26 protein-coding genes are annotated in these 26,506 nt (G+C 70.9%); 11 read left to right on the top strand and 15 right to left on the bottom strand.

What is annotated here, in order from left to right:
* Positions 1-12: 12 nt before the first annotated feature.
* Both J2S57_RS03405 and surE read left to right on the top strand, forming a co-directional pair.
* Entirely contained in the window at positions 13-930 is a 918-nt protein-coding gene (locus tag J2S57_RS03405; RefSeq protein WP_307238177.1) for a 1-phosphofructokinase family hexose kinase, read from the top strand.
* Complete coding sequence (gene surE / locus J2S57_RS03400) at positions 927-1,703, top strand: 5'/3'-nucleotidase SurE (protein ID WP_307238174.1); 777 nt, start codon at positions 927-929, stop codon at positions 1,701-1,703. Before J2S57_RS03405 ends, surE begins: the two co-directional genes overlap by 4 nt.
* 24 nt (positions 1,704-1,727) lie before the next feature.
* Here the strand turns inward: surE and J2S57_RS03395 are convergent, their stop codons facing one another.
* From J2S57_RS03395 to J2S57_RS03380, 4 genes are all read right to left on the bottom strand, one after another.
* The gene (locus J2S57_RS03395; RefSeq protein WP_307238172.1) at positions 1,728-2,252 is read right to left on the bottom strand and encodes a hypothetical protein; all 525 of its coding nucleotides are present in this window, start codon (positions 2,250-2,252) and stop codon (positions 1,728-1,730) included.
* A gap of 131 nt (positions 2,253-2,383) precedes the next feature.
* Positions 2,384-3,844 (bottom strand): methyl-accepting chemotaxis protein, encoded by a 1,461-nt coding sequence (locus tag J2S57_RS03390; protein WP_307238170.1) that lies wholly within the window; start codon positions 3,842-3,844, stop codon positions 2,384-2,386.
* A gap of 124 nt (positions 3,845-3,968) precedes the next feature.
* Positions 3,969-4,406, bottom strand: a complete 438-nt coding sequence (locus J2S57_RS03385) for an SRPBCC family protein (RefSeq protein WP_307238169.1) — start codon at positions 4,404-4,406, stop codon at positions 3,969-3,971.
* On the bottom strand, positions 4,403-4,990 hold the full coding sequence (locus tag J2S57_RS03380; protein ID WP_307238167.1) for a GNAT family N-acetyltransferase: 588 nt from the start codon (positions 4,988-4,990) through the stop codon (positions 4,403-4,405). Before J2S57_RS03380 ends, J2S57_RS03385 begins: the two co-directional genes overlap by 4 nt.
* Before the next feature lie 99 nt (positions 4,991-5,089).
* Here J2S57_RS03380 and J2S57_RS03375 point away from each other — a divergent pair, with 99 nt between their 5' ends.
* Genes J2S57_RS03375 through J2S57_RS03365 form a run of 3 tightly spaced genes read left to right on the top strand, consistent with a single transcriptional unit; the run spans position 5,090 to position 8,759 of the window.
* Positions 5,090-5,731: a (2Fe-2S)-binding protein gene (locus J2S57_RS03375; protein WP_307238165.1), complete on the top strand. Its 642-nt coding sequence runs from the start codon at positions 5,090-5,092 to the stop codon at positions 5,729-5,731.
* On the top strand, positions 5,728-6,711 hold the full coding sequence (locus tag J2S57_RS03370) for an FAD binding domain-containing protein (protein ID WP_307238163.1): 984 nt from the start codon (positions 5,728-5,730) through the stop codon (positions 6,709-6,711). Before J2S57_RS03375 ends, J2S57_RS03370 begins: the two co-directional genes overlap by 4 nt.
* Positions 6,708-8,759, top strand: a complete 2,052-nt coding sequence (locus J2S57_RS03365) for a xanthine dehydrogenase family protein molybdopterin-binding subunit (protein ID WP_307238161.1) — start codon at positions 6,708-6,710, stop codon at positions 8,757-8,759. Before J2S57_RS03370 ends, J2S57_RS03365 begins: the two co-directional genes overlap by 4 nt.
* A gap of 67 nt (positions 8,760-8,826) precedes the next feature.
* On the opposite strand, the gene J2S57_RS03360 is transcribed toward J2S57_RS03365, so the two are convergent.
* From J2S57_RS03360 to J2S57_RS03345, 4 genes are all read right to left on the bottom strand, one after another.
* On the bottom strand, positions 8,827-9,198 hold the full coding sequence (locus J2S57_RS03360; protein WP_307238159.1) for a hypothetical protein: 372 nt from the start codon (positions 9,196-9,198) through the stop codon (positions 8,827-8,829).
* A 304-nt stretch (positions 9,199-9,502) separates the two neighbouring features.
* On the bottom strand, positions 9,503-9,871 hold the full coding sequence (locus J2S57_RS03355) for a hypothetical protein (RefSeq protein WP_307238158.1): 369 nt from the start codon (positions 9,869-9,871) through the stop codon (positions 9,503-9,505).
* Positions 9,872-10,256: 385 nt separating this feature from the next.
* On the bottom strand, positions 10,257-11,324 hold the full coding sequence (locus tag J2S57_RS03350; RefSeq protein ID WP_307238155.1) for an NADH:flavin oxidoreductase/NADH oxidase: 1,068 nt from the start codon (positions 11,322-11,324) through the stop codon (positions 10,257-10,259).
* A 91-nt stretch (positions 11,325-11,415) separates the two neighbouring features.
* Positions 11,416-12,465: a YihY/virulence factor BrkB family protein gene (locus J2S57_RS03345; RefSeq protein WP_307238153.1), complete on the bottom strand. Its 1,050-nt coding sequence runs from the start codon at positions 12,463-12,465 to the stop codon at positions 11,416-11,418.
* A gap of 232 nt (positions 12,466-12,697) precedes the next feature.
* Between J2S57_RS03345 and J2S57_RS03340 the strand changes: the two genes are divergently transcribed.
* The gene (locus J2S57_RS03340; protein WP_307238149.1) at positions 12,698-13,312 is read left to right on the top strand and encodes a lysozyme inhibitor LprI family protein; all 615 of its coding nucleotides are present in this window, start codon (positions 12,698-12,700) and stop codon (positions 13,310-13,312) included.
* Between the two features lie 68 nt (positions 13,313-13,380).
* On the opposite strand, the gene J2S57_RS03335 is transcribed toward J2S57_RS03340, so the two are convergent.
* A complete protein-coding gene (locus tag J2S57_RS03335) occupies positions 13,381-14,850 on the bottom strand; it encodes an MFS transporter (RefSeq protein WP_307238147.1) in 1,470 nt (489 codons plus the stop codon).
* Between the two features lie 99 nt (positions 14,851-14,949).
* On the opposite strand from J2S57_RS03335, the gene J2S57_RS03330 reads away from it, so the two are divergent.
* Entirely contained in the window at positions 14,950-15,612 is a 663-nt protein-coding gene (locus J2S57_RS03330) for a TetR/AcrR family transcriptional regulator (RefSeq protein WP_307238145.1), read from the top strand.
* Positions 15,613-15,656: 44 nt separating this feature from the next.
* On the opposite strand, the gene J2S57_RS03325 is transcribed toward J2S57_RS03330, so the two are convergent.
* Both J2S57_RS03325 and J2S57_RS03320 read right to left on the bottom strand, forming a co-directional pair.
* Positions 15,657-16,304 (bottom strand): DUF3618 domain-containing protein, encoded by a 648-nt coding sequence (locus J2S57_RS03325; protein WP_307238143.1) that lies wholly within the window; start codon positions 16,302-16,304, stop codon positions 15,657-15,659.
* Positions 16,301-16,723, bottom strand: a complete 423-nt coding sequence (locus tag J2S57_RS03320) for a phage holin family protein (RefSeq protein ID WP_307238141.1) — start codon at positions 16,721-16,723, stop codon at positions 16,301-16,303. The genes J2S57_RS03325 and J2S57_RS03320 overlap by 4 nt, the downstream gene beginning before the upstream one ends.
* A 132-nt stretch (positions 16,724-16,855) precedes the next feature.
* On the opposite strand from J2S57_RS03320, the gene J2S57_RS03315 reads away from it, so the two are divergent.
* Positions 16,856-17,446 carry a DUF2238 domain-containing protein gene (locus tag J2S57_RS03315; RefSeq protein WP_307238138.1) on the top strand — a complete coding sequence of 197 codons (591 nt, stop codon included), beginning with the start codon at positions 16,856-16,858 and terminating at the stop codon, positions 17,444-17,446.
* Here the strand turns inward: J2S57_RS03315 and J2S57_RS03310 are convergent.
* From J2S57_RS03310 to J2S57_RS03295, 4 genes are all read right to left on the bottom strand, one after another.
* Positions 17,434-17,880 carry an SRPBCC family protein gene (locus J2S57_RS03310; protein WP_307238136.1) on the bottom strand — a complete coding sequence of 149 codons (447 nt, stop codon included), beginning with the start codon at positions 17,878-17,880 and terminating at the stop codon, positions 17,434-17,436. The two genes, J2S57_RS03315 and J2S57_RS03310, sit on opposite strands and share 13 nt — an antisense overlap.
* Before the next feature lie 64 nt (positions 17,881-17,944).
* Positions 17,945-18,838, bottom strand: coding sequence for an SDR family oxidoreductase (locus J2S57_RS03305; protein ID WP_307238134.1), 894 nt, complete (start codon positions 18,836-18,838; stop codon positions 17,945-17,947).
* 109 nt (positions 18,839-18,947) lie between these two features.
* The gene (locus J2S57_RS03300; protein ID WP_307238132.1) at positions 18,948-20,948 is read right to left on the bottom strand and encodes a catalase; all 2,001 of its coding nucleotides are present in this window, start codon (positions 20,946-20,948) and stop codon (positions 18,948-18,950) included.
* A gap of 10 nt (positions 20,949-20,958) precedes the next feature.
* Positions 20,959-22,143 (bottom strand): zinc-dependent alcohol dehydrogenase, encoded by a 1,185-nt coding sequence (locus J2S57_RS03295; protein ID WP_307238130.1) that lies wholly within the window; start codon positions 22,141-22,143, stop codon positions 20,959-20,961.
* Between the two features lie 290 nt (positions 22,144-22,433).
* Here J2S57_RS03295 and J2S57_RS03290 point away from each other — a divergent pair, with 290 nt between their 5' ends.
* From J2S57_RS03290 to ctaD, 3 genes are all read left to right on the top strand, one after another.
* On the top strand, positions 22,434-23,153 hold the full coding sequence (locus tag J2S57_RS03290; protein ID WP_307238128.1) for a D-sedoheptulose-7-phosphate isomerase: 720 nt from the start codon (positions 22,434-22,436) through the stop codon (positions 23,151-23,153).
* The gene (locus tag J2S57_RS03285; RefSeq protein ID WP_307238126.1) at positions 23,150-24,574 is read left to right on the top strand and encodes a PfkB family carbohydrate kinase; all 1,425 of its coding nucleotides are present in this window, start codon (positions 23,150-23,152) and stop codon (positions 24,572-24,574) included. Before J2S57_RS03290 ends, J2S57_RS03285 begins: the two co-directional genes overlap by 4 nt.
* 112 nt (positions 24,575-24,686) lie before the next feature.
* Positions 24,687-26,450, top strand: coding sequence for an aa3-type cytochrome oxidase subunit I (gene ctaD / locus J2S57_RS03280; RefSeq protein WP_307238124.1), 1,764 nt, complete (start codon positions 24,687-24,689; stop codon positions 26,448-26,450).
* Positions 26,451-26,506: the final 56 nt, after the last annotated feature.

The raw sequence follows: 26,506 nt of genomic DNA, 5'->3' as shown, positions 1-26,506 counted from the left end.
CATGCTCAGCCCATGTCGACCGCGGTTGTCTTCACCCCTTCACCACTGCTCACGGTCACCATCGAGGCGCAGCCCGACGGCACCACCGAACTGCACGTGCACGGCGGCGGCCAGGGCGTCTGGATCGCCCGGATGATGGCGTCGCTCGGCTGTGAGACCCGGCTGGCCGGCCCGTTCGGCGGTGAGAGCGGCGAGGTGCTCAAGCCGTTGATCGAGCGCGAGGGCATCGTGCCGCGTCCGCTCGACATCGCCGACACCAACGGCGCCTACGTGCACGACCGGCGCGAGGGCGAGCGTTCGGTGGTGGCCACGCACAACCCGCCCACGCTGCAGCGGCACGACCACGACCAACTCTACGACCTCACGCTGGTCGAGGGGCTGAGCGCCGACGTGGTGGTGCTGGGCGGGCCGGACGGCCCCGACGTCATCGACCCGGAGACCTACCGGCGCCTGGCGGCCGACCTGACCTCGCAGAACGTGCCGGTGGTGGTCGATCTGTCCGGTGACTACCTGGAGGCCGCCGTCTCCGGTGGCGTCCACCTGGTCAAGGTGAGCCACGAGGAACTGCTCGACGACGGGCGGGCCACCTCCGACGACCCGGAGCACCTGATCGAGGCGGCCCGGAAACTGAGGGACGCGGGGGCGGCGAACGTCGTCGTCTCCCGGGCCGGCGACCCGGCTCTGGCGCTGCTCGGCGACCGCGCGGTGAAGGTGCTCACGCCGTCGTTCGAGCGCGCCGACCACCGCGGCGCGGGCGACTCGATGACGGCCGGCCTCGCGGTCGGCCTGGCCACCGGCACGAGCCTGGAGGACGCGCTGGTCCTGGGCTCCGCGGCGGGCACACTGAACACCACCCGGCACGGCCTGGCCACCGGGGAACGCGAACTGATCGAGCAGCTGGCCACCCGCGTGCGGCTGGAGGACCTGTGACCCGCGCACTCATCACCAACGACGACGGGGTCTCGAGCGAGGGCATCCGTACCCTCACCGAGGCCGCGCTGGCCGCCGGGCTGGAGGTCACGGTCGCGGCGCCGCACCAGGAGCGCAGCGGCGCCAGCGCCATGCTCTCGGTGCTGGAGGACGACGGGCGTCTGCTCACCGAGCGCACCACCGTGGCCGGCGTGCCCGCCCTGGGCGTGCACGCGTCCCCCGCCATGATCGTGTTCGTAGCGGTACGGGGCGCTTTCGGCGATCCGCCGGACATCGTGCTCTCCGGCGTCAACCACGGGCCGAACACCGGCCAGGCCGTGCTGCACTCGGGCACGGTCGGGGCCGGGCTCACCGCGGTGTCGCAGGGCCTCCCGGCGATAGCGGTGTCGCTGATCGGCGGCAGCCCCCGCTGGTTCGAGACCGCCCGCACGGTGACCGACCGGGCACTGTCCTGGTTCCTCGAGCACCGGGACACCCCGTACGTGCTGAACGTGAACGTGCCCGACATCCCGCCCGGGGAGCTGCGCGGGATCCGGCCGGCCCGGCTCGCCGCCTTCGGGGCGGTGTCGGCCGAGATCGGGGAGATCGGCGAGGGCTACGTGACAGCGACGTTCCAGGAGATCCAGGACGAGCCGGAGCCCGGCACCGACGTCGCGCTGCTGCGCGAGGGGTGGGCCACGGCGACGGCCCTGCGCCCGCCGATCACGGCGGAAGCCGTCAGCCTGGAAGGAATCCAGGAGCCGGGCCGCGGTCCCGGCCACAACCCCTCGTGACCAGGACCGCGTCCTCGGGCCACCTCAGCGCAGCCGCGACACCGCCGAGGCCAGCATGCCCGGCATCCCCCGGAACGTGCGGGGCGCCGGTGCCGGGTCGGCCGGGGTGTCGATCCGGACGGCGGTGGTCATGTCCAGGGTGAGCTCGGTGAACTCACCGGCGAAGCCGCCCGAGGCGCCGATCTCCAGCTGCCAGTCCGGGCGTTCCATCTGCCGGGTGAGCCAGACCGTGTCCAGGTCGAGCGCCAGGGCGATGTCGTGGATCGTGGCGGAGCCGCCCATCTCCAGCAGAGCGTTGTGCACGTGCGCCGGACGGCAGCGGCCGTTGTTGCGCTGCAGCGACTTCCGGCTGTCGGGGGCCCGGTCGTGGGCGGTCGCCTCGCCGGGGGAGAGGTACTCCACCACGCAGAGGGTGTCACCGGCCTCGTGCTTCCAGCCGATGTGGGAGATCAGGACTTCCTGGCCGAGCTCACGTTTCGCCCGGGCGCGGGCCTCGTCGTTGTTCTTGACCGACTGTCTGCCCGCGTACGGATAGGTCACCGTTTCCATGACGGCTCCTCCGCTCTCCGGTGAGGGAAAAGATTGAGCCCCCCGTCGACCGCCCGGCGGAGGGTGTTAGCGGCTTCAAATAGCGCGTTCGGGCAGCGCGGCGGCAACCACCCGCCCGGGCTACCCGCCGCCTACCCGTCGCCCTTCGAGGCCTCCACCAGCGTCCCCAGCCGGTACGACGCGGTCGCCAGCTCCTCCGCGGTCGCCGAGGTGTCCCCGGCCGTCCGCTGGTGCTCGCGGGTCGCCGAGGCCATCGCCGAGATCGCCTGGTCGGTCTGCTCCACGGCCACCGTCTGCTGGCTGGTCGACTGCTGGATCTGCCGGGCCGACTCCATCGTCGTCGCGACCAGCGCCACGATCTCCTCGAAGCTCTCCACCGCGGCCCCGACCTGCGACGCACCGGCCTCCACCACGTCCGAGGCCTCGCGGCTGACCCGGCGGGTGTCGTCCACGGCGCTCGCGACCGACTCGATGAGCTCCACGATCTCCCGGGTGGAGCCGCTGACCCGGTCGGCCAGGGTCCGGATCTCCTCGGCCAGCGCCGCGAACCGGGAACCCCCGGCCCCCGCCCCGACGGCCTCGATACTCGCGTTGATCGCCACGATGTTGGTGAGTTCGGCCAGTTCCGAGACGATCTCGACCACTCCGGCGATCTGCCGGGCCTTCAGGGTCAGGTCGTCCATGTGCGCGTCGACCGAGCCCGAGTGCTCCCGGATGCGTTCCATCGACGACCGCGTGGCCAGCACGACGTCCTTGCCGTGCCTCCCCGCGTCCGCCGTCTGCCCGGCCGCCGCGACCACGTCCTGGGCCCCGTCCGCGATCCGCCGCGACTCGGTGAGCATCTCCCTCACCGTGGTCGCGATCTCCGCCGCCGAACTGGCCTGTTCCGAAGCGCCCTCGGCCTGTTTACGGGCGCTCGCGCGCAGGCCGACGGTCGACGACTGCACCGATCGCACCGCCGTCATCACCTGCCCCCGCACCTGTCGCACCACCAGCGACGCCACGAACGAGGAGCCGATGAGGATCGCGACGAACGCCAGGACGATCTGCAGAACCCCTTGGTGCGCCGTGCGGGTCGCGGCCTCCTCCCGGTCGTGCACGAGGCCCTGCAGGTAGACGTACAGTTCGTCCATCGCGGCGGTCGTGCGCACCCGCTGGGCGTCGATGCTCTGCCAGGCCCGCACCACCTCGTCCGTCGGGGCCCCGGCCTGTTTCAGCCGGATCGGCGTCTGGTCGAGATCGATGAAGTTGTCCTGCAGGCTGCGGATCTCGCCGATGAGGGTGCGCCCGTGGTCGGTGTCCACGGCGTCGTCGAGCTCGTCCAGCTGCGCGCCGAGCCACTCGTCCAGCTTGTACTGCTCGCCCAGGTACTTGCCCAGGCCGGAGAGCAGGTAGCCACGGTTGGCGGCCGCGCGGGCGTCGCGCAGGTCCATCAGCGAGCGGGCGTCGAGCACGAGCGCGGTGTCGTGCTCGATCACCCGGTCCTTGCGCTCGACCACGCGCTGCAGCCCGGTCAGCGCCAGCACCGCCATCACCAGGGTGAGCGTCAGCACGAACGCCAGGGAGCTGAACACGGTGGCGCGCACCGTCATCGGCCGCCGCCGCCACCTACGTCTGGTTCCCACCGCTCGACCCCCGTCGCTCGTTCAGCGCAGTGTCGGCAGCGGGGCCAGGAGCCTTTAACGATGGACGCGTGGACGCTCGCCCCGGGTGCGTCTACAGGGCCCGCAGCCTCGCCTCGAGACTCTCCGCGCCCTCGTCGGCCAGCTTCTTCAGCGCGGGCGGCATCACCGGGGTGGCCAGCTTGGCCGCGCCCTTCAGCGTGATGTCGATCGAGTAGGTGACCTGCGTGCCGCCGTCGGGGGTGGGCGTGAAGGTCATCTCGTCGCGGCTGTCGACGGTGTCGTTGCCGCCGGTCAGCAGGATGCGGCGGCCCGGCTCGAACTCGGCCACGGTGTAGACGAGCGAGGAGTCGTGACCGGCCAGCCGCTGCACGTTCTCGAAGCGGGAGCCGATCGCGAGCGGCCCGTCGTCGAGATGCCGGCACGAGACGGTGTGCGGGTCCCACTCGGCGGAGGTGGTGAAGTCGGACAGGTACGCGGCGACCACCTCGACCGGCCTGTCGACGATGACGGTGCGGCTGGTACTGGTCATGCCCCAGGTGTAACCGGGTCTTCGAGGAGGCGCGCGTGCAGATGCATGTCGTGCCAGCCGTCGGCGTGCAGCAGCGACCGCACCAGCGTGCCCTCGAGGTGGAATCCGCAGCGCTGCGCGACCCGGCACGACGGCTCGTTCTGCGTGGAGTGCTGCAGCGTGAGCCGGTGCAGACCGTGCTCCCGGGCCCAGTCGGTGAGCACGGTGAGGGCCCGGGAGGCGATGCCGGCGCCGCGGGCCTGCGGAGCCACCCAGTAGGCCACCTCGGCGTCGCCGTACTCCAGGTCGAGGATGCGGAATCCGATGCGGGACACCAGCTCGCCCTGGCTCTCCACGGCCCAGTCGGCCGCCTTCTCGGAGGGCCAGCGGGCGTTGACCCGCTCGATCCAGCCGGTGGCCTCGGCCTCGTCGTCGAGCACGAAGGTGTGCCAGCGCTGGATGGCCGGGTCGGAGTAGGCGCCGACGAGGAACGGCTCGTCGCCCGTCCGCCACGGGCGCAGCCGCAGGCCATCGCCCTCGATCACCGGCTGCGGGACGGCTGACCACGAACCGGCTTCCAGTACACGGGAGTTCAGTGACGGCATGTCCGTCATCCTATGGTTCGTCACGGGCCCGGCCGGTGCGTCACGTCACCGGCATGGTCGACAGGCGCTCCACACTGCGTAGCCGTAGCGTGCGGGAGCATGACGACGACGCAGACCCGTTCCCCGTCGGTGACGAGCGCGATCCGTCTCACCGTCAACGACTCCGAGCACGAGATCACCCTCGACAACCGCACCTCGCTGCTCGACGCCCTGCGCGACCATCTCGGCCTGACCGGTTCCAAGAAGGGGTGCGACCACGGCCAGTGCGGCGCCTGCACGGTGCTGCTCGACGGGCGCCGCGTCAACGCCTGCCTGGTGCTCGCGGTCGCGGCCCAGGGACGGCGGATCACCACGATCGAGGGGCTGGCCGAGGGCGACGGGCCCGAGGGCCTGCACCCGGTGCAGCGGGCGTTCGTCGAACGGGACGCGTTCCAGTGCGGCTACTGCACACCGGGCCAGATCTGCTCGGCGGTCGGGGTGATCGAGGAGGCGAGAGCGGGCTGGCCGTCGGCGGTCACACCGCCGGGGGCCACACCCGGGCACCTCGACGAGAACGAGGTCCGGGAACGCATGAGCGGCAACCTGTGCCGGTGCGGGGCCTACGCCAACATCGTGCCCGCGGTGCTCGACGCCGCGGCGACCGCGACCCCGGGACTCGAGACCGGCAGTCACGAGACCCCGGTCACCACCCCGTCCACCATCGAACCCGAGAAGCCCGCCGAACCGGAGGAGAACCGGTGAAACCCTTCACCTACGCCCTCGCCGAGGCCCCCGGCGACGCCGTGCACCAGGCCGAGCGCGGAGCCCGGTTCCTCGGTGGCGGAACCAATCTCGTCGACCTCATGCGCCTGGGGGTCGAGACCCCCGACCTCCTGGTCGACGTCACCCGCCTCGATCTCGACCGGATCGAGCCGGCCGGCGAGGGCGGCCTGCTGATCGGGGCCGGGGTGCGCAACTCGGACCTGGCCGCCGACCCCCGGGTGCGCCGCGACTACCCGGTGCTGTCGCAGGCGCTGCTGTCCGGTGCCTCCGGGCAGCTGCGCAACCAGGCCACCGCGGGCGGAAACCTGCTGCAGCGCACCCGCTGCGTCTACTTCCAGGACGTGACCAAGCCCTGCAACAAGCGCCGTCCCGGCAGTGGCTGCCCGGCCCGTACCGGCGCCCACCGCGACCTGGCGATCCTCGGCGCGAGCGAGCACTGCGTGGCCACCCACCCGTCCGACTTCGCCGTGGCCCTGGCCGCCCTCGACGCCCGCCTGCACGTGAAGAGCCCCACCGGCGACCGCCGGGTCCCGGTCACCGAGCTCTACCGCGCGCCCGGCGAAGACCCCTCACGCGACACCGTTCTCGAGCCCACCGACCTGATCACCGGGATCGAGCTGCCGGCTCCGGGGGAGGTCACCCGCACCTCGCTCTACCGCAAGGCCCGCGACCGCGCCTCGTACGCGTTCGCCCTGGTCTCGGTCGCCGCCGGGCTCGACCGGGCCCCCGACGGCACGGTGCGGGAGGTGCGCGTCGCGATCGGCTCGGTGGCCCACAAGCCCTGGCGGGCCCGCCGGGCCGAGACCGCGCTGGCCGGGCGCCCGGCCACCCCCGAGGAGTTCCGCCGGGCCGCGGGCGTCGAGCTGGACGCCGCGGATCCGTTGCCCGACAACGCCTTCAAGGTGAAGCTGGCCGAGAACATGATCGTGGAAGCCCTCACCCGGCTGGCGGCGTCATGACCCCCGTCGGAGCCCCGGTGGTGCGCGACGAGGCCCTCGAGAAGGTCACCGGTGCCGCGAAGTACGCCTACGAGTACGGGTCCGGAGAGCAGACCGCCTACGCCTGGATCGTCACCTCGACCGTCGCCCGCGGCCGGGTGATGTCGGTCGGCGCCGACCACGTGCTCACGGCCGACGACGTGATCGCCGTGCTCTGGCACGAGAACGCGCCCCGGCTGGGCGATGTCGGCGATCCGGTGGTCGCGGTGCTGCAGGACGGCGACGTGCACTACCGTGGGCAGGTGGTGGCGCTGGTGGTGGCCAAGACGCCGGAGGCCGCCCGGGAAGCCGCCGCCCGGCTGCCCGTGGAGTACGAGGAGCTCAGCCACGACGTCGTGCTGACCCCCGACCACGAGACCCTGTACAAGCCGGCCCAGGTCAACCCGAGCTTCGAGACCGACACCCGGCAGGGCGACCCCGACGGGGCGCTCGAAGCCAGCCCCGTCACGGTCGACCACACGTACACGACCGTCGCACTGCACAACAACCCGATGGAACCGCACGCCAGTACGGCGCTCTGGCACGACGACGGCACGCTCACGCTGTGGGACTCCAACCAGGGCGGGCATCCGGTGCGCGAGACGATCGCCGGGCTGTTCGAGGTCGAGCCGGGTGCCGTCCGGGTCGTGAACGCCCACGTCGGCGGTGGGTTCGGCTCCAAGGGCACGCCCCGGCCGAACGTGGTGCTGGCGGTGATGGCCGCGCGGGTCACCGGCCGCCCGGTGAAACTCGCCGTCACCCGGCAGCAGATGTTCTCGCTCGTCGGCTACCGCACCCCCACGATCCAGCGGATCCGGCTCGGGGCCGAGGCCGACGGCCGGCTCAACGCGATCGTCCACGAGGTGGTCGAGCAGACCGCCACGGTCAAGGAGTTCGCCGAGCAGACGGCCGTCGCCACCCGCAAGATCTACGCCGCGCCGCACCGGCGCACGTCGCACCGCCTGGCCCGGCTCGACGTGCCGGTGCCGTCGTGGATGCGGGCGCCGGGGGAGTGCCCGGGGTTCTACGCGTTCGAGTCGGCGATGGACGAGCTGGCCCACGACCTCGGGATGGATCCGGTCGAGCTGCGGGTGCGTAACGAGCCCGAGGTCGACCCGGAGACCGGCAACCCCTTCTCCAGCCGCAATCTCGTGGCCTGCCTGCGGGAGGGGGCCGCGCGTTTCGGCTGGGAGCCCGGGCCGCGCACCCCGCGCTCGAGGCAGGAGGGACGCTGGCTGATCGGGACCGGGGTGGCGGCGTCGTTCTACCCGACCTACGAGGCCCCGGCGACCGCCACCGCGTCCACCGACGGCAACGGCCACTACACCGTCGCGATCAACGCGACCGACATCGGCACCGGCGCCCGCACCGCGCTGCGTCAGCTCGCGGCCGAGGCCCTGGACCTGCCGCTGGAACGGGTCTCGATCCGGATCGGCGACTCCGAGCTGCCGCCGGCCGGTCTGGCCGGCGGGTCGATGGGCACGCGCTCGTGGGGCTGGGCGGTGACGAAAGCGTGCGCCCAGCTGCTCAGTTCGGGTTCCCCGGAGGTCACGGTGAACACGGCCGACGACATCGAGGCGCTGGGACAGTACTCGCGCGGCGCCTACGGGGCCCAGTTCGTGGAGGTGCGGGTCGACGTCGACACCGGGGAGCTACGGGTGCCGCGGATGACCGGGATCTTCGCAGCGGGGCGCATCGTGAACGCCCGCACGGCCCGTTCGCAGATCGTCGGCGGCATGACGATGGGCCTGTCGATGGCGCTGCACGAAGAGGGCGTGATGGACGCGGCCTTCGGTGACTACGCCAACCACGACCTGGCCGGTTACCACGTGGCGTCGTGTGCCGACGTGGGCTCGATCGACGTCGGCTGGATCGAGGAGGACGACGAGCACCTCGGCGGCGCCCGTACCAAGGGCATCGGTGAGATCGGGATCGTGGGCACGGCCGCGGCGGTGGCCAACGCCGTCTTCGACGCGACCGGCGTGCGGGTGCGGGAGCTGCCGATCCAGGCGCAGCACGTGCTGTCCTGAGACCTGATGGTGGACGCGTCGGTGGGACTCCCGCGGGAGTCCCACCGACGCGTCCACCGTTGAACGCTCAGATCTCGATGGTGCGCTCGAGGTTGGCGAGCTTGTGACGGGCCAGGGCCAGGTTGGCGCGGCGCTTGTCGAGCGCCATGTAGAGGAAGAGCCCGTGGCCGGACTGCCCCTGGATCAGGCGGATCAGGTGGTACTGCGTGTCGAGGGTGATGAGGATGTCCTCGATGCCCTCGCGCAGACGCAGCGCCTCCATGGTGCGCATCTTCGCGCGGACGATCTCGGTGTTGCCCGCGGCGGCGACCTCGAGGTCGAGCGTGCCGCTGCCTCCGGCCTGGCCGAGGGTCATGCCGCTGGAGTAGTCCACGAGCGCGGCGCCGATGGCGCCGTCGATCTGCATGGCTTCCTTGAGGACGATTTCGATGTTGGACACGCTGGTCTTCCTTCCGCAGGGAACCGGGGGGCTACCCGATGGGCGACCGCTCGTTGAACCGACCGTGACCAGGCGGCCCCCATTTCCGACACCCGTAGCCCGGCCACTGCTCACGGTGACCGTCCCGCTCCGGAATGCGTAGGGACTTTGGTCCCGTCAATCTTTCCGTGACGCTGCAGCGTCATCCGTTCGGGGCAGTAGGAGTGCAGCGGAAGAACCTTGATCGCCAAGGGCTTTCATGGTGCCTGGACGCAGAAACGGCGCCGGACCCGTGCGAGTCGGCGCCGTTCGTGAGAGGCGGTGCTCAGATCTGGATGTTGCGCTCCAGCAGAGCCAGCTTGTGCCGGGCCATCGCCAGGTTGGCGCGGCCCTTGTCGAGTGCCAGGTACAGGAACAGGCCCGCGCCGGCCTGCCCCTGGATCAGGCGGATGAGGTGGTACTGCGAGGTCAGGGTGATCAGGATGTCCTGGATGCCCTCACGGGACCCGAGGGCCTCCATGGTGCGCATCTCGGAACGGACGACCTCCGTGTTGCCCGCCGCCGCCACCTCGAGGTCGAGGGCGGCACCGCCGGCCTGACCCAGGGTCATGCCGCTCGTGTAGTCGACCAGAGCGACGCCGATGGCGCCGTCGATCATCATGGCTTCCTTGAGGACGGTGTCCAGGTTGCTCACGGTACGTTTCCTTCCGGCCACGAGGGCTGATCTGTCGAGCGTGCTGCGTCGGCGCCGGGTGGCTTGCGCGTGAGGGTGCGCGTGGCTGGAGCTGCGGAGCCGTGATCTCTACTTGGTGTTGTCGGTCTCGATGACGCCCAACTGATGCCGTCATCACGACCCTGAGTGGTCCTATCGGGCGCCGACTACTCTCCGCAAGCCAATTCGGGCTGCTGTGGGCGACTGCACACCAATTCCCTGGCATTCCTGCACTACGCGGTGGTCATGTCACTCTCCGCCAGCGCTGTGCGAATCACGATGAGTGATGGCCGCGTGGTGAGATCCACACGCCCGGAACGACGGACGGCGCCCCTGGGGCCGGAGGAGGGGCGCCGTCCACCGGGGATCAGCGGCTCGCGCGGCCGCGGACGTACTGCGGGGGCCAGGGCAGGTCGTCGCCCAGCTCGGCGGCGGCGCGCTGGGGCCAGCTCGGCTCGCGCAGCAGCACCCGGCCGAGCAGCACGGCGTCGGCCGAGCCCTCCTCGAGCACCTGCTCGGCCTGCTTCGGCTCGGTGATCAGGCCGACCGCCGCGGTGGGCAGGCCACTGGCCTCCTTGATCCGCCGGGCGAAGGGCACCTGGTAGCCGGGGCCGACGGTGATCTTCTGGTCGGGGTGGTTGCCGCCGCTGGAGACGTCGATCAGGTCCACGCCGTGGTCCTTGAGCGTGGTCGCGACCTGGGCCACCTCCTCGACGTCGAGGCCGTTCGGCACCCAGTCGGTCGCGCTGACCCGCACCAGCAGCGGGGTGGCGTCCGGAATCACCGCGCGCACCGCGTCCACCACCTCCAGGAGCAGCTTCGAGCGCCCGGCGAGGTCACCGCCGTAGGAGTCGGTGCGCAGGTTGCTGACGGGGGAAAGGAACTGGTGCAGCAGGTAGCCGTGGGCGGCGTGCACCTCGAGCACCTCGAACCCGGCCGTCACCGCGCGGCGGGCCGCGTCGGCCCAGGCCTGCACCAGCGCCGGGATGTCGGCGGCGGCGATCTCGGCGGGGACGTCGAAGCCGTTGAACGCGTTCTCGGACGGGGCCACGGTCTTCCAGCCGCCCTCGCTCTTCGGCACCGAGCCCTTGCCCCGCCACGGCGCGTAGGTCGAGGCCTTGCGCCCGGCGTGGGCCAGCTGGATCGCGGGCACCGACCCCTGCTCGCGGACGAAGCGGGTGATGCGCTCGTAGTCCCCGGCCTGCGAGTCGTTCCAGATCCCGGCGTCCTCCGGCGAGATCCGGCCCTCGGGCACCACGGCGGTGGCCTCCTGCATGACCAGGCCGGCGCCGCCCCGGGCCAGCGCACCCAGGTGCACCAGGTGCCAGTCGGTCGGATGCCCCTTCTCGCTGGAGTACTGGCACATCGGCGAGACCCAGGCGCGGTTCGGCACGGTGACGCCGCGCAGGGTGAGCGGTGAGAACAGAAGACTCATGGCAACGGGAACCGCGCGGGGTGGGACGAGCTTCCCGGAATCCGGTGTGATCCCACCGGGGAGCGGGCCCGCGGCTGGGCCGGCGCGGGGTTCAGGCGCTGCCCGCGTCGCCGCCCCGGTCGGGGCGCAGGTGGCGGCGGGAGCCCTCGACCTCGGCGAGTTCGTCGTCGTCGAGCCCCCGGGTGTCGCGCAGGGCGACGTAGGGCTCGGTGCCGGCGGGGAGGCCGTCGTGCTCGGCGCGGGCACGGTCGAGCTCGGCGTTGAACTCGGCGCCGAGCAGGATGGCCAGGTTCGAGATCCACATCCAGATCAGGAAGATCACGATGCCGGCGAACGTGCCGTAGGTGGCGTCGTAGCTCGAGAAGTTGGCGACGTAGAAGCCGAAGCCGGCCGAGGCGATCGCCCAGAGCACCACGGCCAGGATGCCGCCCGGCGTCACCCAGCGGAAGCCTTGCTTGGCGTTCGGGGCGGCCCAGTACAGGATCGCCAGCTCCAGCATCATGATGACCAGCAGCACGGGCCATTTCGCGATGCTCCACACCGTGACCGCGGCGTTGCCGAGGCCGAGGAGGTCACCGGCCTGCTGGGCGAGCGGGCCGGTGAAAATGACGATCACGGCGGCCATCACGATGAGCACCAGCATCACCAGCGTGGTCAGCACGCGGATGGGGAGGGTCTTCCAGATCGGCCGGCCCTCGGGGATGTCGTAGACGATGTTCGACGCACGCATGAACGCCGCGATGTAGCCCGACGACGACCACAGGGCCGTCACCAGGCCCAGCACGAACGCGAAACTGGCCGACCCGGGCTTGTTCCCGACCTGGCCGAGGATGTCGTCGACGATCTTCCGGAACGAGCCGGGCAGCACCGGCTCGAGGTTCGCGCGCAGTTCGCCGATGCTGTCGCTGGACAGGAACCCCAGCAGTGACACCAGCACGAGCAGGCCGGGGAACAGAGCCTGCACCCCGTAATAGGTCAGGGCAGCGGCGGAATCGGTGAGCTGGTCCTCGGAGAACTCCTTCGCGGAGCCTTTGAGCACCTTCAGCCACGAGCGCCTCGGCAACTCCGTGGGCGAGTCCACGGGGTTCTCCTCGGGCAGGTCACCGGCCGGTTCGGGCGTGCGCCGCCTGCTTCCCCACATGCGTTCACGGTGGCATGCGGACGGTGTGGTCGCCGTTCGAGAGGGCCCCCCTCGACGGCGGGCGGTCGGGTTGCGCCGAACGGGCCTGTGACGGGGGTCACCCGAACTTTCCGGGGGCCGCCCGCCATCTCACATGGTGTGTCCGAACGAGGCGACGCCGCCCGGGAGGCGGCGGGAACACACCGCCCGGAGCGACCCGGAACCTGAACCCCACCCTCACGAGGAGATCATCATGGGTACCGCAGCACGCAGCCGGAACGTCCCGATCCTCGCCGCCCTGGCGATCGCCGGGGTGCTCGGGGTCGCCGCGTGCGGAACCGACTCCGCGCAGGACTCCGCGCAGGGCTCCACGCAGGACTCCGCCCAGGCTGAGCAGACCCCGACGGCGGTGGCCACGACCGGCGCCGCCGCTGATGCCGACAGTGACACGGCCACCGAGGCTGATGCCGGCACGGCCGAGAACGCCTCCACCTCGGCCGGGAAGACCGGCACCGCAGGCGGATCCGAGTCCGGTGACGGCCTGGAGTACCTGAAGATCGAGGAGCCGTTCACCACGCCGGTCGGCGAGTGTGACGAGAACGGCAACACCCAGCAGATGACCAACTGCTTCCTGGCGCAGGTCGTCGAGACCGACTACCAGATCGACACGTACCAGAAGCAGCGCTTCTTCTACGCGATCAGCACGAAGGACCGCGAGAACTACCTGAAGGACGACGCCGCCTGGCTGAAGGAGCGGGGCGAGAAGGTCGCCGCGGCCGGGAACAGCGGTGGCAGCCTGGATTCCGTCACTCAGGCCCGGGCGATGCTCAAGCTGAGCAAGGCCCGCCTGGCCGAGGTCAAGGGCTGACCGGCCGAACTGAATGATGGACGCCCCGGTCACCGGGGCGTCCATCATTCGTGTTCCGGTGGTCGCGTTTACATGTGCACCGCGACGTGCTCGTTCTCGGCCGCCATCTGGGCGGTGACCCGGCGCGAGGGGTACAGCGCGAAGGCGACCACGGCGGCGGCCGCGAAGAACGCCGCCGACCACAGGAAGGCCGCGTCGTACGAGGCCAGCTGGGCCTGCACGGCGACGTCGGCGTCGGTGGTGTGCGCGGTGACGTAGTCGGTCATCGCGGTGGCCGAGATGCTGCTCAGCAGAGCCACACCGATGGAGCCGCCGACCTGCTGGGCGGTGTTGACCGTGGCCGAGGCGACGCCGGCCTGGTGCGGCTCGACGCCGATCGTGGACGAGCCGATCGCGACCGCGAAGATGCAGCCCAGGCCCAGGCCCGTGAGCAGCAGGCCGGGCAGCAGGGCGGTGAGGTAGGAGCTGTCGGCGCCGAAGCCGGTGAACAGCAGCATGCCGGCCGCGGCGAGCAGCGCGCCCACGCCGACCTGGATCTTCGAGCCGATCCGGGTCTGGAACGCCGGGGTGCCGTTGAACTGGGCGCTCACACCGATCGCGAAAACCATCGGCAGGAAGGCGAAACCGGACTGCACGGGGGAGTAGCCGAGCACGCCCTGCACGTAGTACGTGACGAACAGGAAGACGGCGAACATGCCGACCGCGGCGATCAGCATGACCAGGTACGAGGTGCCGCGCACCCGGTCGAGCAGGATGTGCAGCGGCAGCAGCGGATGGGCCACCAGGCGCTCGGCCACGACGAAGCCGATCACCAGCACGATGCCGACGATCAGGCTGGTCAGCGTGACGGTGTCGGTCCAGCCCTCGGTCTCGGAGCGGGCGAACCCGTAGACCACCAGGAAGATCCCGGCCACCGCGAGGATCGAGCCGGCCCAGTCGAACGACAGCTTGCCGCTCTCCCGCTCGTTGGCGGGCAGCAGGCGCAGGGCGCCGATCACCGCGATCACGGCGAAGATCACGTTGACGTAGAGGCACCAGCGCCACGACAGGTACTCGGTGAGCACGCCGCCGAGCAGCAGGCCGACCGCCGCCCCGGAACCGGCCACGGCCCCGAAGATGCCGAAAGCCTTACCCCGGTCGGCGGATCCGAGGAACGTGACGGTGAGCATGGCCAGCGCGGCCGGGGCCAGCAGGGCGCCGAACGCTCCCTGGAGGGCGCGGGCCACGATCAGGATCTCGAAGTTCGGGGCCCAGCCGCCCAGCGCGCTGGCCGCCGCGAAACCGACCAGGCCGACCAGGAAGCCGAGCTTGCTGCCGAACATGTCGTTGAGGCGCCCGCCGATCAGCAGCAGGCTGCCGAAGGCCAGCGAGTAGGCCGTGACGACCCACTGGCGCTGCGCGTCGTCGAACTGCAGATCGGTCTGCGCGGCGGGCAGGGCGATGTTCACGATGGTGGCGTCGAGCACGACCATGAGCTGGGCGATCGAGATGACGCCGAGGATCAGCCACTGCTGTCTCGACGTGGTGGTGCTGGACATGCGTCAGGCCCTTCGAGGCGTGGGGGATCGCGGAATAGCTGTTCCGGGGGTGTGGCCACCATAGCGGAATAGTTGTTCCGCGTTGCTACCCTGACTCGCGTGAACACTTCTTCCGGGCGCACCGAAGCACCCGACGATGCCCTTTCGGGTGTGAATGTCGCGGAACGGATTCTGCGGGCGGCGGGCGAGGTCTTCGGCGCGAAGGGGCTGCACGCGACGCTGGCCGACGTGGCGGCGACCGCCGGGGTCGGGGTGGCCACGGTCTACCGGCGCTTCTCCAACAAGGACGAGCTGATCCTGGCGCTGTTCGAGATCCGGTTCGCGACCGCACGCGACGACGTGGCCCGGGCGCTGGAGGCCGACGACCCGTGGGAGGGATTCGTCGAGTTCTTCGAAGGTGGGGTGCGGGAGTTCTCGCGGGACAGGGGGTTCCGGGAGTTCGTGATCACCGGCTACTCGGAGACCTTCGGCTGGGCCCGGGGCTCGTCGTCGGAGCGGGTCGAGGAGGTGGTGCACCGGCACCAGCTGCTGATGCGCGACAGCATCGGCCGGATGGTGCGCCGCTGCCAGGACGCCGGGGTGATCCGGCACGACGTGGTGCCCCACGACCTGCTCGCGCTGACGATGGCGGCGGTGAGCAGCATCGACTTCGCGGCGCAGAAGGGCAGCTCGCCGGAGACCTATCGCCGGGTGATCGGCGTGATCCTCGACGGGCTGCGTCCCTCGCGCTCGGGGGTCACGCCGCTGCCCGGGGTCGGCTGACGCGGCCCTTCCCGCGTCGCCCGTCGTGCGCCGGGCCGTGGCCGTCAGGGGGTGCGGCGCCGACGCAGCCAGACGAACAGGCCGGTGACGAACGCCAGGGCACCGCCCAGGGCCGGGAACAGCCACGGACGTTGCTGCCGCTGCTGCTGAACCGTCTCCTGAGCCGTGTGGGCCTTCTCGGCGGCGACGGTGCGGGCGTGCTCGGTCTTCTCCGCGGCGACCGTGCGGGCGTGCTCGGTCTTCTCCGCGGCCACCGTGCGTGCCTGCGAGGTCTTCTCGGACGCGACCGTGCGCGCCTGGGAGGTCTTCTCGGACGCGACCGTGCGCACCTGTGACGTCTTCTCGGCCGCGGCGGTCACGGCCTGCTCGGCCCGGTGACGGGCCTGTTCACCCGTCTGGCCCGCCTTCTCGGTGACGGTCGTGCCGACGGCCGCGGCCTGCGTCCTCACGTTCTGCTGCACCCCGCGGGCCTGCTCACGCAACTCGTGCGCCTTGGTGCGGGCCGCGTCCTGCACGTCGTGGGCCTTGGTGCGTGCGGACTCCTGCACCTGGTGCGCCTTCTCGGTGGCGCGGGCCTTGACGTCGGTGCGGGCGGCCAGAGCCTCGACGGTGTCCGCGAGTTCGTCGCGGGTGTGGTCGATCTCGTCGCGGATCTGGTCCGGATTCTTCGGGGCCCCGTTGCTGTCGCTCATCGGTGGGCACTCTCCTTCACGGCCTCGACGTCGTGCTTGGTGCTCTCCACGGCCTCGGTCGGCACCGGTGGTGTCGCCTGGCCGACCTGCTTCTTGCCGACCAGCGCCATGATCCCGGCCAGGGCCAGCAGCACGGCGCCCACGATCAGCGCGGACGCCCAGGCCGGCACGGCCTCGGCCAGCCCGATCACGGCGGCGGCGACCAGCGTGCCCACCCCGAACAGGGCGACCAGGCCGGCGGCGCCGAACGCGCCCACCCCGATGCCCGCGTGCCGGGCCTTCTCGGTCAGCTCGGCCTTGGCCAGCTCGATCTCCTGGCGGGCCAGCTGCGGTACCAGGCGGGTGATGTCCTGCACCAGCTCGGGGGCGGACTTCTCCCGGGCCGAGGTGGCGACGGGCCTTTCGTTGGTCACGCTCATGGGTTTCTCCAAGGTCGCGGTTCACCCTCTCCGTCGAATCTAGGTGCGCCCGGCGGCCCCGCATCCCGAGTGCCCCCTTCGGGTGCGGGGACGGGGCCGGATTCGCCCCAAGATCACGCAATACTGGCCCGCATGACAGACACACGGGTGCGGACGGGGAACGGCCGCGGACGGGTGGTCAGCGCCGTGCTGCTGGTGCTCACCATCGGGCAGTTGCTGGTGGCAACCTTTTTCGCGTCCGGCCTGGCCCAGTTCGAGGGCAAGGGTTTCGGGGCCCGGCTGGTGCTCTACCCGGTGATGATGCTGACGGTGCCGGTGATCTGGTGGCTCACCACGAAGCGGCGCGACGACCCGCCGTGGGCCGCGTTCTCCTGGATCATGCTGCCCTTCCTGGTCGACGTCACCGGTAACACGCTCGACCTGTACGACTCGATCGGCTGGTGGGACGACGCCAACCACTTCGTGAACTGGATGTTCCTCGGGTTCGGGGCGGGCCTGCTGATCACCCGCGCCAAGCCGCGCCCCCGCTGGGAGATCGCGCTGCTGGTGGCCGGGATCGGCGCGATCATGGCGATCTTCTGGGAGATCGGCGAGTACTACGCCTTCATCCGCGGGGGCACCGAGCTCGCGACCGCCTACACCGACACGCTGGGGGACGAGGTGCTCGGCACGTTCGGTGCCCTCACCGCGGGTGTCGTGACGGCTGTGCGTCAGCGGCGCTGAGCGCCGCCCTCGGCCAGAAGGGCCAGCCGGCGCAGGCTTTCGGTGTTGCGGGGCGCGATCGCCAGTTGCCGCAGCGGCTGCGGCACCAGCTTGCCCGGGCCGTGCGAGGCGTCTTCCTGCATGCGCACGAGGCAGCCGCCGTCCCCGTCGTCCTCCAGCTCGAGGTACACGGTGGCCTCACCCAGGGGCCACCCGCGGGCCGTGAGCACCAGGCGGTGGCCGTCCACCACGTCCACCACCTCGCTGTCGTCGTTCAGCAGCGCGGGCCAGACCCCGACCGAATGGTGGATCTTGGCGCCGGGTTTCGGCCAGTGGTCGTCCACCGCCCGGATGCGGGACGCGCCGACCACCCAGCCGGAGTAGAGCCAGCCGTCCGCGAGGACGGCGAAGACGTCCTGCGGGGATGCTTCCACGTGCCGCTTGACCTCGATCATGCGGCAATTCCACACCAGAACCGGGGGCGGGCAACCCGGCTGCCCCCGGTTCCGGTGCGAAGGCTCACGGGGTGGGCATGCCCCCGGTGACCGTGAGCGTCTCGCCCACCGTGTAACCGGACTCGGCGGACGCCAGGTACACGTAGGCCGGTGCGAGCTCGGCCGGCTGACCGGGGCGGCCCAGCGGCGTCTGCTGCCCGAACTCCGGCAGCGCCTCGGTCGGCTGCCCACCCGCCACCTGGAGCGGCGTCCAGATCGGACCCGGGGCAACCACATTCACCCGGATGCCGCGTGGGGCCAGCTGCTGGGCCAGGGCTTTGCTGAAGGTGTTGATGGCGGCCTTGGTCATCGCGTAGTCGACCAGCGTGGGTGACGGGCTGTAGGCCTGCACCGAGCTGGTGTTGATGATGGCCGAGCCGGCCGGCAGGTGCGGCAGGGCCTCCTGGCAGATCCAGAACATGGCGTGCAGGTTGGTGCGCACCGTGGTGTCGAAGCTCTCGGTGGTGATGTCCTCGAGCTTCTCGGCGGTCTGCTGCCGCCCGGCCACGTTCACCACCAGATCGAGTCCGCCCAGCTCGGTCACGGCCTTCTGCACGAGCCCCCGGGCGTACCGCTCGTCGGACACGTCCCCCGGGGCCAGCACGGCCGTGCGCCCGGCCTCGGTGACCAGCTTCGCCACCGCCTCGGCGTCCTCGGCCTCCTCGGGCAGGTACGACAGCACCACATCGGCGCCCTCCCGGGCGAAGGCGATGGCCACGGCCCGCCCGATGCCCGAGTCCGCCCCGGTGACCAGCGCCTTGCGCCCCGTCAGCCGGCCGGTGCCGCGGTAGGTCTTCTCGCCGTGGTCGGCCCGCGGGCTCAGCTCCGCGTCGAGGCCCGGCCCGTCCTGGTACTGCTCGTCGGGCTTCGGCATCGTGTACTGGTCGACCGGATTGGTGAAGGTGTACTGGTCGCTCACCGTGGTTCTCCTAGCTCTTGTTGCTCCTGACGAACCGCCGGGCGGTTCGGATGGTGCTCCGGCTGCCCGTCCCGGACGTCGACGGCGTGGACGGGCAGCCGGCCGGACATCAGGCGGGTGCGACCGCGTCGGCCATCACGTCGTCGGCGCGCTGCCAGACCCGGTGCAGGCCCAGCGTGGCGATCAGCTCGGTGGAGAAAGCCTTGTCGGCGCTCTCGCCGTGCAGCACACCCGGGCCGTCGGCGGGAATGCCCGCCCCGGTGAGCACCTCGGCGCCGTCACCCCAGGCGCCGACGCCCTTGCAGTGCCTGTACGCCTCCTGCAGCAGGATCACGGTCTTGAGGTCGGGTCGGTGGCCGGTGCCGCCCGCCACCAGCACGGCGTCGAACTCGATCGACCGGGCCGTGAGCGCCGACCGCTGCGTCATCTCCTTGCTGCGGCCCTTGCCGATGAAACCACCTCGGGGGCCGATGACCAGCAGCTCGGCACCCTGCTTGAGCAGGGCCTTGCGCAGGGTCCGGATCCCGGCCAGGTCGGAGTCGTCGTCGGCGATCACCCCGATCTTGCGGCCGGCGATCGGGCCCGGCACGGTGACGACCTGCGAGAGCGCGGGGGAGGGCTCGACGTCGCCCACGGCCGGAATGCCCCCGGGCACGGCCAGTCCCAGGCCCTCGGCCACGATCGAGGCCAGCGCGGGGTCGACGTGGGCCAGCACCGCGAGCTCGCGTTCCTTGATCGTCTGCTCGAGGCACTTGCCCAGCTCGAAGGTGAAGGCCTCGGCGACGTGGGCCTGCTCGACCGGGGTCAGGCTGCGGTAGAAGAGCGCGGCCTGGGTGAAGTGGTCGTCGAAGCTGACCGGATTGCCGCGGCCGACCTCACCCTCCACGAGCCGGGGAGTCTGGGTGTAACCGTCGTCCTCGTCGACCAGGGGCCGGTCGTCGTCCAGCCCGTTCGGCTTGTACGGCGTGACGCCCTCGTGGATCTCGCTCTGGTGCATGCCTTCCCGGAACATGTCGTTCACCGGGCAGTGCGGCCGGTTGATCGGCAGCTGGGTGAAGTTGGGCCCGCCCAGGCGCGTCAGCTGCGTGTCCAGGTAGGAGAACAGCCGGGCCTGCATCAGCGGGTCGTTGGTCACCTCGATGCCCGGCACCAGGTTGCCGGTGTGGAAGGCGACCTGCTCGGTCTCGGCGAAATAGTTGGTGGGGTTGCGGTTCAGGGTGAGCCGGCCCAGCTTGACCACGGGTGCGAGCTCTTCGGGCACGAGCTTCGTCGGGTCGAGAAGGTCGATCCCGGCGAAGGTCTCGGTGCCGTCGTCGGGGAGCACCTGCACGCCGAGCTCCCACTCCGGGAACGCGCCGGCGTCGATCGAGTCGGCCAGGTCGCGGCGGTGGAAGTCGGGGTCGACGCCCGCGGCGATCTGCGCCTCCTCCCACACCAGCGAATGGACGCCCGACACGGGCTTCCAGTGGAACTTGACCAGGTGGGTGTTCCCCTCGGCGTCGCGCAGCCGGAAGGTGTGGACGCCGAAGCCCTCCATCGTGCGGTACGAGCGGGGGATGCCGCGGTCGCTCATGTTCCAGAAGACGTGGTGCGTGGCCTCGGTGTGCAGGGAGACGAAGTCCCAGAACGTGTCGTGCGCCGACTGGGCCTGCGGGATCTCGCGGTCCTGGTGCGGTTTCCCGGCGTGGATGATGTCCGGGAACTTGATCCCGTCCTGGATGAAGAACACCGGGATGTTGTTGCCGACCAGGTCCATGTTGCCCTCGTCGGTGTAGAACTTCACCGCGAAACCGCGGGTGTCGCGCACGGTGTCGGCCGAGCCGCGGGAGCCCAGCACGGTGGAGAACCGCACGAAGACCTCGGTCTCGTGCCCCTCCTCGGCCAGGAACCGGGCCCGGGTGAGATCGGTGCCGTACGAGACGAACACGCCGTGCGCGGCGGCGCCACGGGCGTGCACCACGCGTTCGGGGATGCGCTCGTGGTCGAAGTGGGTGATCTTCTCGCGCAGATGGAAGTCTTCCATCAGGGTGGGCCCGCGGCGGCCGGCCTTCAGCGAGTGGTCGGTGTCGGGCAGCCGGACACCCTGGGACGTGGTGAGATATTCACTCATGTAAAACCTTTCAGGGCTGGAAGACGACCTTGACCATGCCGTCCTGCTTCTTCTGGAACTGCTCGTACGCGTTCGGGGCCTCGGACAGCGGCAGCGTGTGCGTGGCGAAGCTCTCGACGCCGAACGGGTCGCCGTCGACGAGGAGCGGCAGGATCTCGGGCACCCAGCGCCACACGTTGGCCTGGCCCATGCGGAGCTGGATCTGCTTGTCGAACATGGTCATCAGCGGCATCGGCGAGGCCATGCCGCCGTAGACCCCGCTCAGCGAGATCGTGCCACCGCGCCGCACCAGGTCGATGGCCGTGTGCAGAGCCTCGAGCCGGTCGACACCGGTGGTCTGCATGAGTTTCCGGGCCAGCGGGTCGGGCAGCAGGCCGGTGGCCTTCTGGGCGAGACCGGCCGCGGGGGAACCGTGCGCCTCCATGCCGACGGCGTCGATCACCGAGTCCGGGCCGCGTCCGTCGGTCAGGTCGCGGAGCAGCTCGACGAGGTTGTCGCCGTGCTGGTTCAGGTCGATGGTGTGCACGCCGTGCGAGGCCGCACGCTCGAGACGCTCGGGCACCAGGTCGACCCCGATGACCTGACCGGCCCCGAGATGCTGGGCGACCCGGGTGGCCATGTCACCGATCGGGCCGAGACCCAGCACCACCAGGGAGCCGCCGGGTGGCACGTCCGCGTACTTCACGCCCTGCCAGGCCGTGGGCAGCACGTCGGAGAGGAACAGGAAGCGGGTGTCGGGCGGGCCGTCCGGCACCTTGATCGGCAGGGTGTCGCCGAAGGGCACGCGCAGGTACTCGGCCTGGCCGCCCGGGACCTGGCCGTACAGCTTGGTGTAGCCGAACAGCGCGGCGCCCTTGCCCTGTTCGTGGACCTGGGTGGTCTCGCACTGCGACTGGAGCCCCTGCGAGCACATGAAACACGTGTTGCACGAGACGTTGAAGGGGACGACCACGCGGTCGCCCGGCTTCAGGTTCGTGACCTGCGGCCCGACCTCCTGAACGACGCCCATCGGCTCGTGACCCAGGATGTCGCCGGCGTCCAGGAACGGGCCGAGCGGGTCGTAGAGGTGGAGGTCGGAACCGCACAGGCCGGTCGAGGTGATCCTCACGATCACGTCGGTCGGGTCCTGGATCGTGGGGTCGGGGACGTCCTCGACCCGGATGTCCTTCGTGCCCTGCCAGGTGACGGCGCGCATCGGTCTCCGTTCCGTGTCTTCTCGGATGACGGATCCGCGGCTGCTTCACGGAAGAGTCGGGTGGCACCGGGACGTTCCGTCGTCCCCGGTGCACTCGCGACTCTGCCAGATACCCAACGTGACGCCAGTCGGGCGTGGCCTCCGGATACGGGTGGTGCGCACGGGCGTCCGTCGGCTCACCGTGGCCCGCATCGGGTTCGGCCTCCTCCCGAGCCACCAATTGGCTTACCGGGGAGTCGCCGGGCACGATCGCCTCCCGTTCAGCGGAGGGGCCATCTTCAGGAGGTGCGATGACGACGCCCGTCGAGATTTCCCCGGTTCCCGGGGCCCGGAGCGGTCCGGACGCGCTGTGCGTGGTCAGCTGGGTCGAGGAGCACCTCGACGACCTGGCCGGGGGCCTGGGCTCGTTGCGGAGGGACGCGGCGGTGCTCCAGGCCTGGGGGCGGCGGCTGGCGGAGACCTTCCGGGCCGGGGGACGCGTGCTGGCCGCCGGTAACGGGGGCAGCGCGGCCGAGGCGCAGCACCTGACGGCGGAGCTGGTGGGCCGGTTCCTGGCGGAACGCCGCCCGCTGTCGGCACTCTGCCTCAGCGCCGAGACCTCGAGTCTCACCGCGCTGGTCAACGACTACGGGGCCGACGAGATGTTCGCCCGCCAGGTGCAGGCTCACGGGCGCACCGGCGATGTACTCGTACTGCTCTCGACCAGCGGGCGGAGTCCGAACGTCCTCGCGGCGGCGGCGCGGGCCAAGGAGTGCGGCATCACGGTCTGGGCGCTGACCGGGCCGCCGGGCAGCCCGCTCGCCGAGATCGCCGACGAGGCGTTCTGCGTGGACGCGACCAGCACCGCGGCCGTGCAGGAGGTGCACCTGATGGCCGTGCACGCGATCTGTGCGGCGGTGGACGCCGAGCTGCTGCGCGACGGTCCGCCCGTGGGGCCGCGGCCTGGGACGGGGGTGAGGCCGGCACCACGCCCGGGTCTTCTCGAGGGGAGTGTGGTGGTGCCCCGATGACGGCCCGCACGATCGCCGTCCTCGGTGACGTGCTGCTCGACCGTGACGTGCACGGCGTGGTGAGCCGGATCGCCCCCGACGCCCCGGTGCCCGTGCTCGATGCCCAGCGAGTGGTGGAACGTGCTGGTGGAGCCGGTCTTACGGCGCTGCTCGGCCGGGGCCCGCAGATGCGGGTCCGCCTCGCCGCCCCGCTCGCCGAGGATGCCGAGGGCCGGCGGCTGCGCGCGCTGCTGGCCCCGCACGTCGACCTGCTGCCGCTGGGCCACGAGGGCCCGACGCGGACCAAGACCCGTCTGCGGGCCGACGGCCAGTGCCTGCTGAGGCTGGACGAGGGTGGCCCCGGCACTCCCACCGCACTCGACCCCGCCACGCTCGGTGCACTGGCCGAGTTCCTCGAGACCGCCGACGTGGTGCTGGTCTCCGACTACGGCGCGGGCGTCACGCGCGATCCCGGGATCCGGCGCCTGCTCGCGCGTCTCGCCCCGCGCACGCCCGTCGTCTGGGACCCGCACCCCCGCGGTGGCGACCCGGTTCCCGGCTGTCTCCTGGTGACGCCCAACCTGGCCGAGGCCCGCGCGCGGGTCGGTGACGAGAGCGCTGATCCGGCCTCTGAGCTGCGGGAACGCTGGCGGGTCAGAGCTGTCTGCGTCACCGCCGGGGCCCGGGGGGCGTACCTGGCCCAGGCCGCCACCGAGACGCTGTACGTGCCCGCCCCGGTGGTCGAGGGCGGCGATCCGTGCGGTGCCGGTGACTGTTTCGTGGCGTCGGTCGCGGTGTCGGTGGCCCGGGGACGCGTGGTGTCCGAGGCCGTCGTCCGCGCCACGCATGACGCGTCACGCTGGGTCGCGTCCGGCGGCGCCTCCTCGTTCGCGCCGAGTGAGGAGAGAGCCGGCGACCCGGCCGTCCCGGGCGACCACGACGTCCACCATCACCCTCGTGACCAGGCGCGGACCCCGGCCCTGGGCTGGGACGCCGTCGAGCGACGGGTTCGCGACGTGCGGGCTTCCGGTGGCCGAATCATCGCCACCGGTGGCTGTTTCGACCTGCTCCACGTCGGCCACCTCTCCTGTCTGCAGACCGCCCGCCGCGTCGGGGACACCCTGATCGTGCTGCTCAACAGTGACGCGTCGGTGCGGCGGCTGAAGGGCCCGGCCCGGCCGGTGGTGGCGCAGCGGGAACGGGCCGAGATGCTGCTCGCTCTCGAATGCGTCGACGGGGTCATTGTTTTCGACGAGGATGACCCATCGATGACGCTCGCCCGATTGCGCCCGGACGTGTGGGTCAAGGGGGGCGACTACAGCGGTGCGCCCATGCCGGAGGCCGAACTGGTGCGGGGCTGGGGCGGGCGGGTGCTGTTGCTGCCCTACCTGAGCGGCCGTTCGACCACCGGGCTGCTGCAGCAGGCGGCCGGGAGCCGTTGACCGGCTGACAACCTTGCCATCCTTGGCACCACGCCGGAACGGGGGCAGACTGGCGGGCGCACGGCGTTCGACGGTTCCCGCACGTGGCTCGTCCCGGAGGGAAGGCTCACGGATGACGCTCCTGTCCGAACCCCAGCTGACGCGGCACCCGGTGACGACCCGCAAGGGCCGTGACCTGCAGCGCTGGCTCACCAGTACCGATCACAAGGTCATCGGGAACCTCTATCTGGTGACGTCTTTCGGGTTCTTCCTGGTGGCCGGGCTGATGGCGGTGCTGATCCGGCTGGAACTGTTCGAGCCCGGCGTCCAGATCGTCAACGACAAGAACCAGTACAACCAGCTCTTCACCATGCACGGCACGGTGATGCTGCTGCTCTTCGCCACGCCCCTGTTCGCCGGCTTCGCCAACGCGATCATGCCGCTGCAGATCGGTGCGCCCGACGTGGCCTTCCCGCGGCTGAACATGCTGTCGTACTGGCTGTTCCTGTTCGGCGGGCTGATCGTGGTGGCCGGTTTCCTGACCCGGCAGGGCGCGGCGTCGTTCGGCTGGTTCGCCTACGCCCCGCTGTCGAACGCCGTGTTCTCGCCCGGCCTCGGCGGTGACCTGTGGGTGATGGGCCTGGCCCTGGCCGGGGTCGGCACCATCCTCGGCGCGGTCAACTTCATCACCACGATCATGTGCCTGCGGGCTCCCGGGATGACCATGTTCCGGATGCCGATCTTCACCTGGAACACCCTGGTCACCTCGATCCTGGTGATCATGGCCTTCCCGCCGCTGGCCGCCGCGTTGCTGTCGCTGGAGGCCGACCGGCGCTTCGGCGCCCAGGTGTTCGAGCCGGAGAACGGGGGAGCTCTGCTGTGGCAGCACCTGTTCTGGTTCTTCGGGCATCCCGAGGTCTACATCATCGCGCTGCCGTTCTTCGGCATCGTCACCGAGATCCTGCCGGTCTTCAGCCGTAAGCCGATCTTCGGTTACAAGACGCTGGTCTTCGCCACGATCTCGATCGCCGCCCTGTCGATGTCGGTCTGGGCGCACCACATGTACGCGACCGGCCAGGTGGCCCTGCCGTTCTTCGCGTTCATGACCATGCTGATCGCGGTGCCGACCGGGGTGAAGTTCTTCAACTGGATCGGCACGATGTGGGGCGGCTCCATCACGTTCGAGACGCCGATGGTCTGGGCGCTGGGGTTCCTCGTCACCTTCCTGCTCGGCGGGCTGACGGGCATCATCCTGGCCTCGCCGCCGCTCGACTTCCAGCTCTCGGACAGCTATTTCGTGGTCGCGCACTTCCACTACGTGGTGTTCGGCACGGTGGTGTTCGCGATGTTCGGCGGGTTCTACTTCTGGTGGCCGAAACTCACCGGCCGGATGCTCGACGAACCGCTCGGCAAGCTGCACTTCTGGATGACCTTCATCGGTTTCCACACCACGTTCCTCATCCAGCACTGGCTCGGCGTCGAGGGCATGCCCCGCCGCTATGCCGACTACCTGCCCGAAGACGGATTCCAGCTCTACAACCAGATCTCGACCGTGGGCTCGCTGATCCTGGCGCTGTCGATCGTGCCGTTCGCGCTCAACCTCTGGCGCACCTCCCGCAAGCCCTACGAACAGCTGCCCGACGACCCGTGGGGCTACGCCGCGTCGCTGGAATGGGCGACGAGCTGCCCACCACCCCGCCACAACTTCGTCCGTCTGCCCCGCATCCGTTCCGAGCGACCGGCTTTCGACCTGCACCACCCGGAGATCGCCGCCGCCGACCGTCCCCTCGACGAGACCAGCGGGCCCACCGACCACGCCGACCTGGGCGACCGCGGCCCGGGCCTGAACGCCGGCCATCCGGGCGAGGGGACCGGCAACCGGGGTGTCGAAGACTGACTGCTCCCGCTCTGCTTCTGCTCTCGACTGTGGCCTCTCTCGACCGTGACCGCCCG

This window comes from Kineosporia succinea, assembly GCF_030811555.1.
GTDB lineage: Bacteria > Actinomycetota > Actinomycetes > Actinomycetales > Kineosporiaceae > Kineosporia > Kineosporia succinea.
This window is presented reverse-complemented; position numbering and strand designations above follow the sequence as displayed.

What these genes read in the sequence shown, in the direction of transcription:
- J2S57_RS03325 (WP_307238143.1), bottom strand. Translation starts at nt 16,304, where the DNA reads ATGAGCGACAGCAACGGGGCCCCGAAGAATCCGGACCAGATCCGCGAC.
- J2S57_RS03395 (WP_307238172.1), bottom strand. Translation starts at nt 2,252, where the DNA reads ATGGAAACGGTGACCTATCCGTACGCGGGCAGACAGTCGGTCAAGAAC.
- J2S57_RS03405 (WP_307238177.1), top strand. Translation starts at nt 13, where the DNA reads ATGTCGACCGCGGTTGTCTTCACCCCTTCACCACTGCTCACGGTCACC.
- ctaD (WP_307238124.1), top strand. Translation starts at nt 24,687, where the DNA reads ATGACGCTCCTGTCCGAACCCCAGCTGACGCGGCACCCGGTGACGACC.
- J2S57_RS03320 (WP_307238141.1), bottom strand. Translation starts at nt 16,723, where the DNA reads ATGAGCGTGACCAACGAAAGGCCCGTCGCCACCTCGGCCCGGGAGAAG.
- J2S57_RS03375 (WP_307238165.1), top strand. Translation starts at nt 5,090, where the DNA reads ATGACGACGACGCAGACCCGTTCCCCGTCGGTGACGAGCGCGATCCGT.
- J2S57_RS03335 (WP_307238147.1), bottom strand. Translation starts at nt 14,850, where the DNA reads ATGTCCAGCACCACCACGTCGAGACAGCAGTGGCTGATCCTCGGCGTC.
- J2S57_RS03295 (WP_307238130.1), bottom strand. Translation starts at nt 22,143, where the DNA reads ATGCGCGCCGTCACCTGGCAGGGCACGAAGGACATCCGGGTCGAGGAC.
- J2S57_RS03345 (WP_307238153.1), bottom strand. Translation starts at nt 12,465, where the DNA reads ATGTGGGGAAGCAGGCGGCGCACGCCCGAACCGGCCGGTGACCTGCCC.
- J2S57_RS03340 (WP_307238149.1), top strand. Translation starts at nt 12,698, where the DNA reads ATGGGTACCGCAGCACGCAGCCGGAACGTCCCGATCCTCGCCGCCCTG.
- J2S57_RS03285 (WP_307238126.1), top strand. Translation starts at nt 23,150, where the DNA reads ATGACGGCCCGCACGATCGCCGTCCTCGGTGACGTGCTGCTCGACCGT.
- J2S57_RS03300 (WP_307238132.1), bottom strand. Translation starts at nt 20,948, where the DNA reads ATGAGTGAATATCTCACCACGTCCCAGGGTGTCCGGCTGCCCGACACC.
- J2S57_RS03365 (WP_307238161.1), top strand. Translation starts at nt 6,708, where the DNA reads ATGACCCCCGTCGGAGCCCCGGTGGTGCGCGACGAGGCCCTCGAGAAG.
- J2S57_RS03290 (WP_307238128.1), top strand. Translation starts at nt 22,434, where the DNA reads ATGACGACGCCCGTCGAGATTTCCCCGGTTCCCGGGGCCCGGAGCGGT.
- J2S57_RS03350 (WP_307238155.1), bottom strand. Translation starts at nt 11,324, where the DNA reads ATGAGTCTTCTGTTCTCACCGCTCACCCTGCGCGGCGTCACCGTGCCG.
- J2S57_RS03390 (WP_307238170.1), bottom strand. Translation starts at nt 3,844, where the DNA reads ATGACGGTGCGCGCCACCGTGTTCAGCTCCCTGGCGTTCGTGCTGACG.
- J2S57_RS03385 (WP_307238169.1), bottom strand. Translation starts at nt 4,406, where the DNA reads ATGACCAGTACCAGCCGCACCGTCATCGTCGACAGGCCGGTCGAGGTG.
- J2S57_RS03315 (WP_307238138.1), top strand. Translation starts at nt 16,856, where the DNA reads ATGACAGACACACGGGTGCGGACGGGGAACGGCCGCGGACGGGTGGTC.
- J2S57_RS03380 (WP_307238167.1), bottom strand. Translation starts at nt 4,990, where the DNA reads ATGCCGTCACTGAACTCCCGTGTACTGGAAGCCGGTTCGTGGTCAGCC.
- J2S57_RS03310 (WP_307238136.1), bottom strand. Translation starts at nt 17,880, where the DNA reads ATGATCGAGGTCAAGCGGCACGTGGAAGCATCCCCGCAGGACGTCTTC.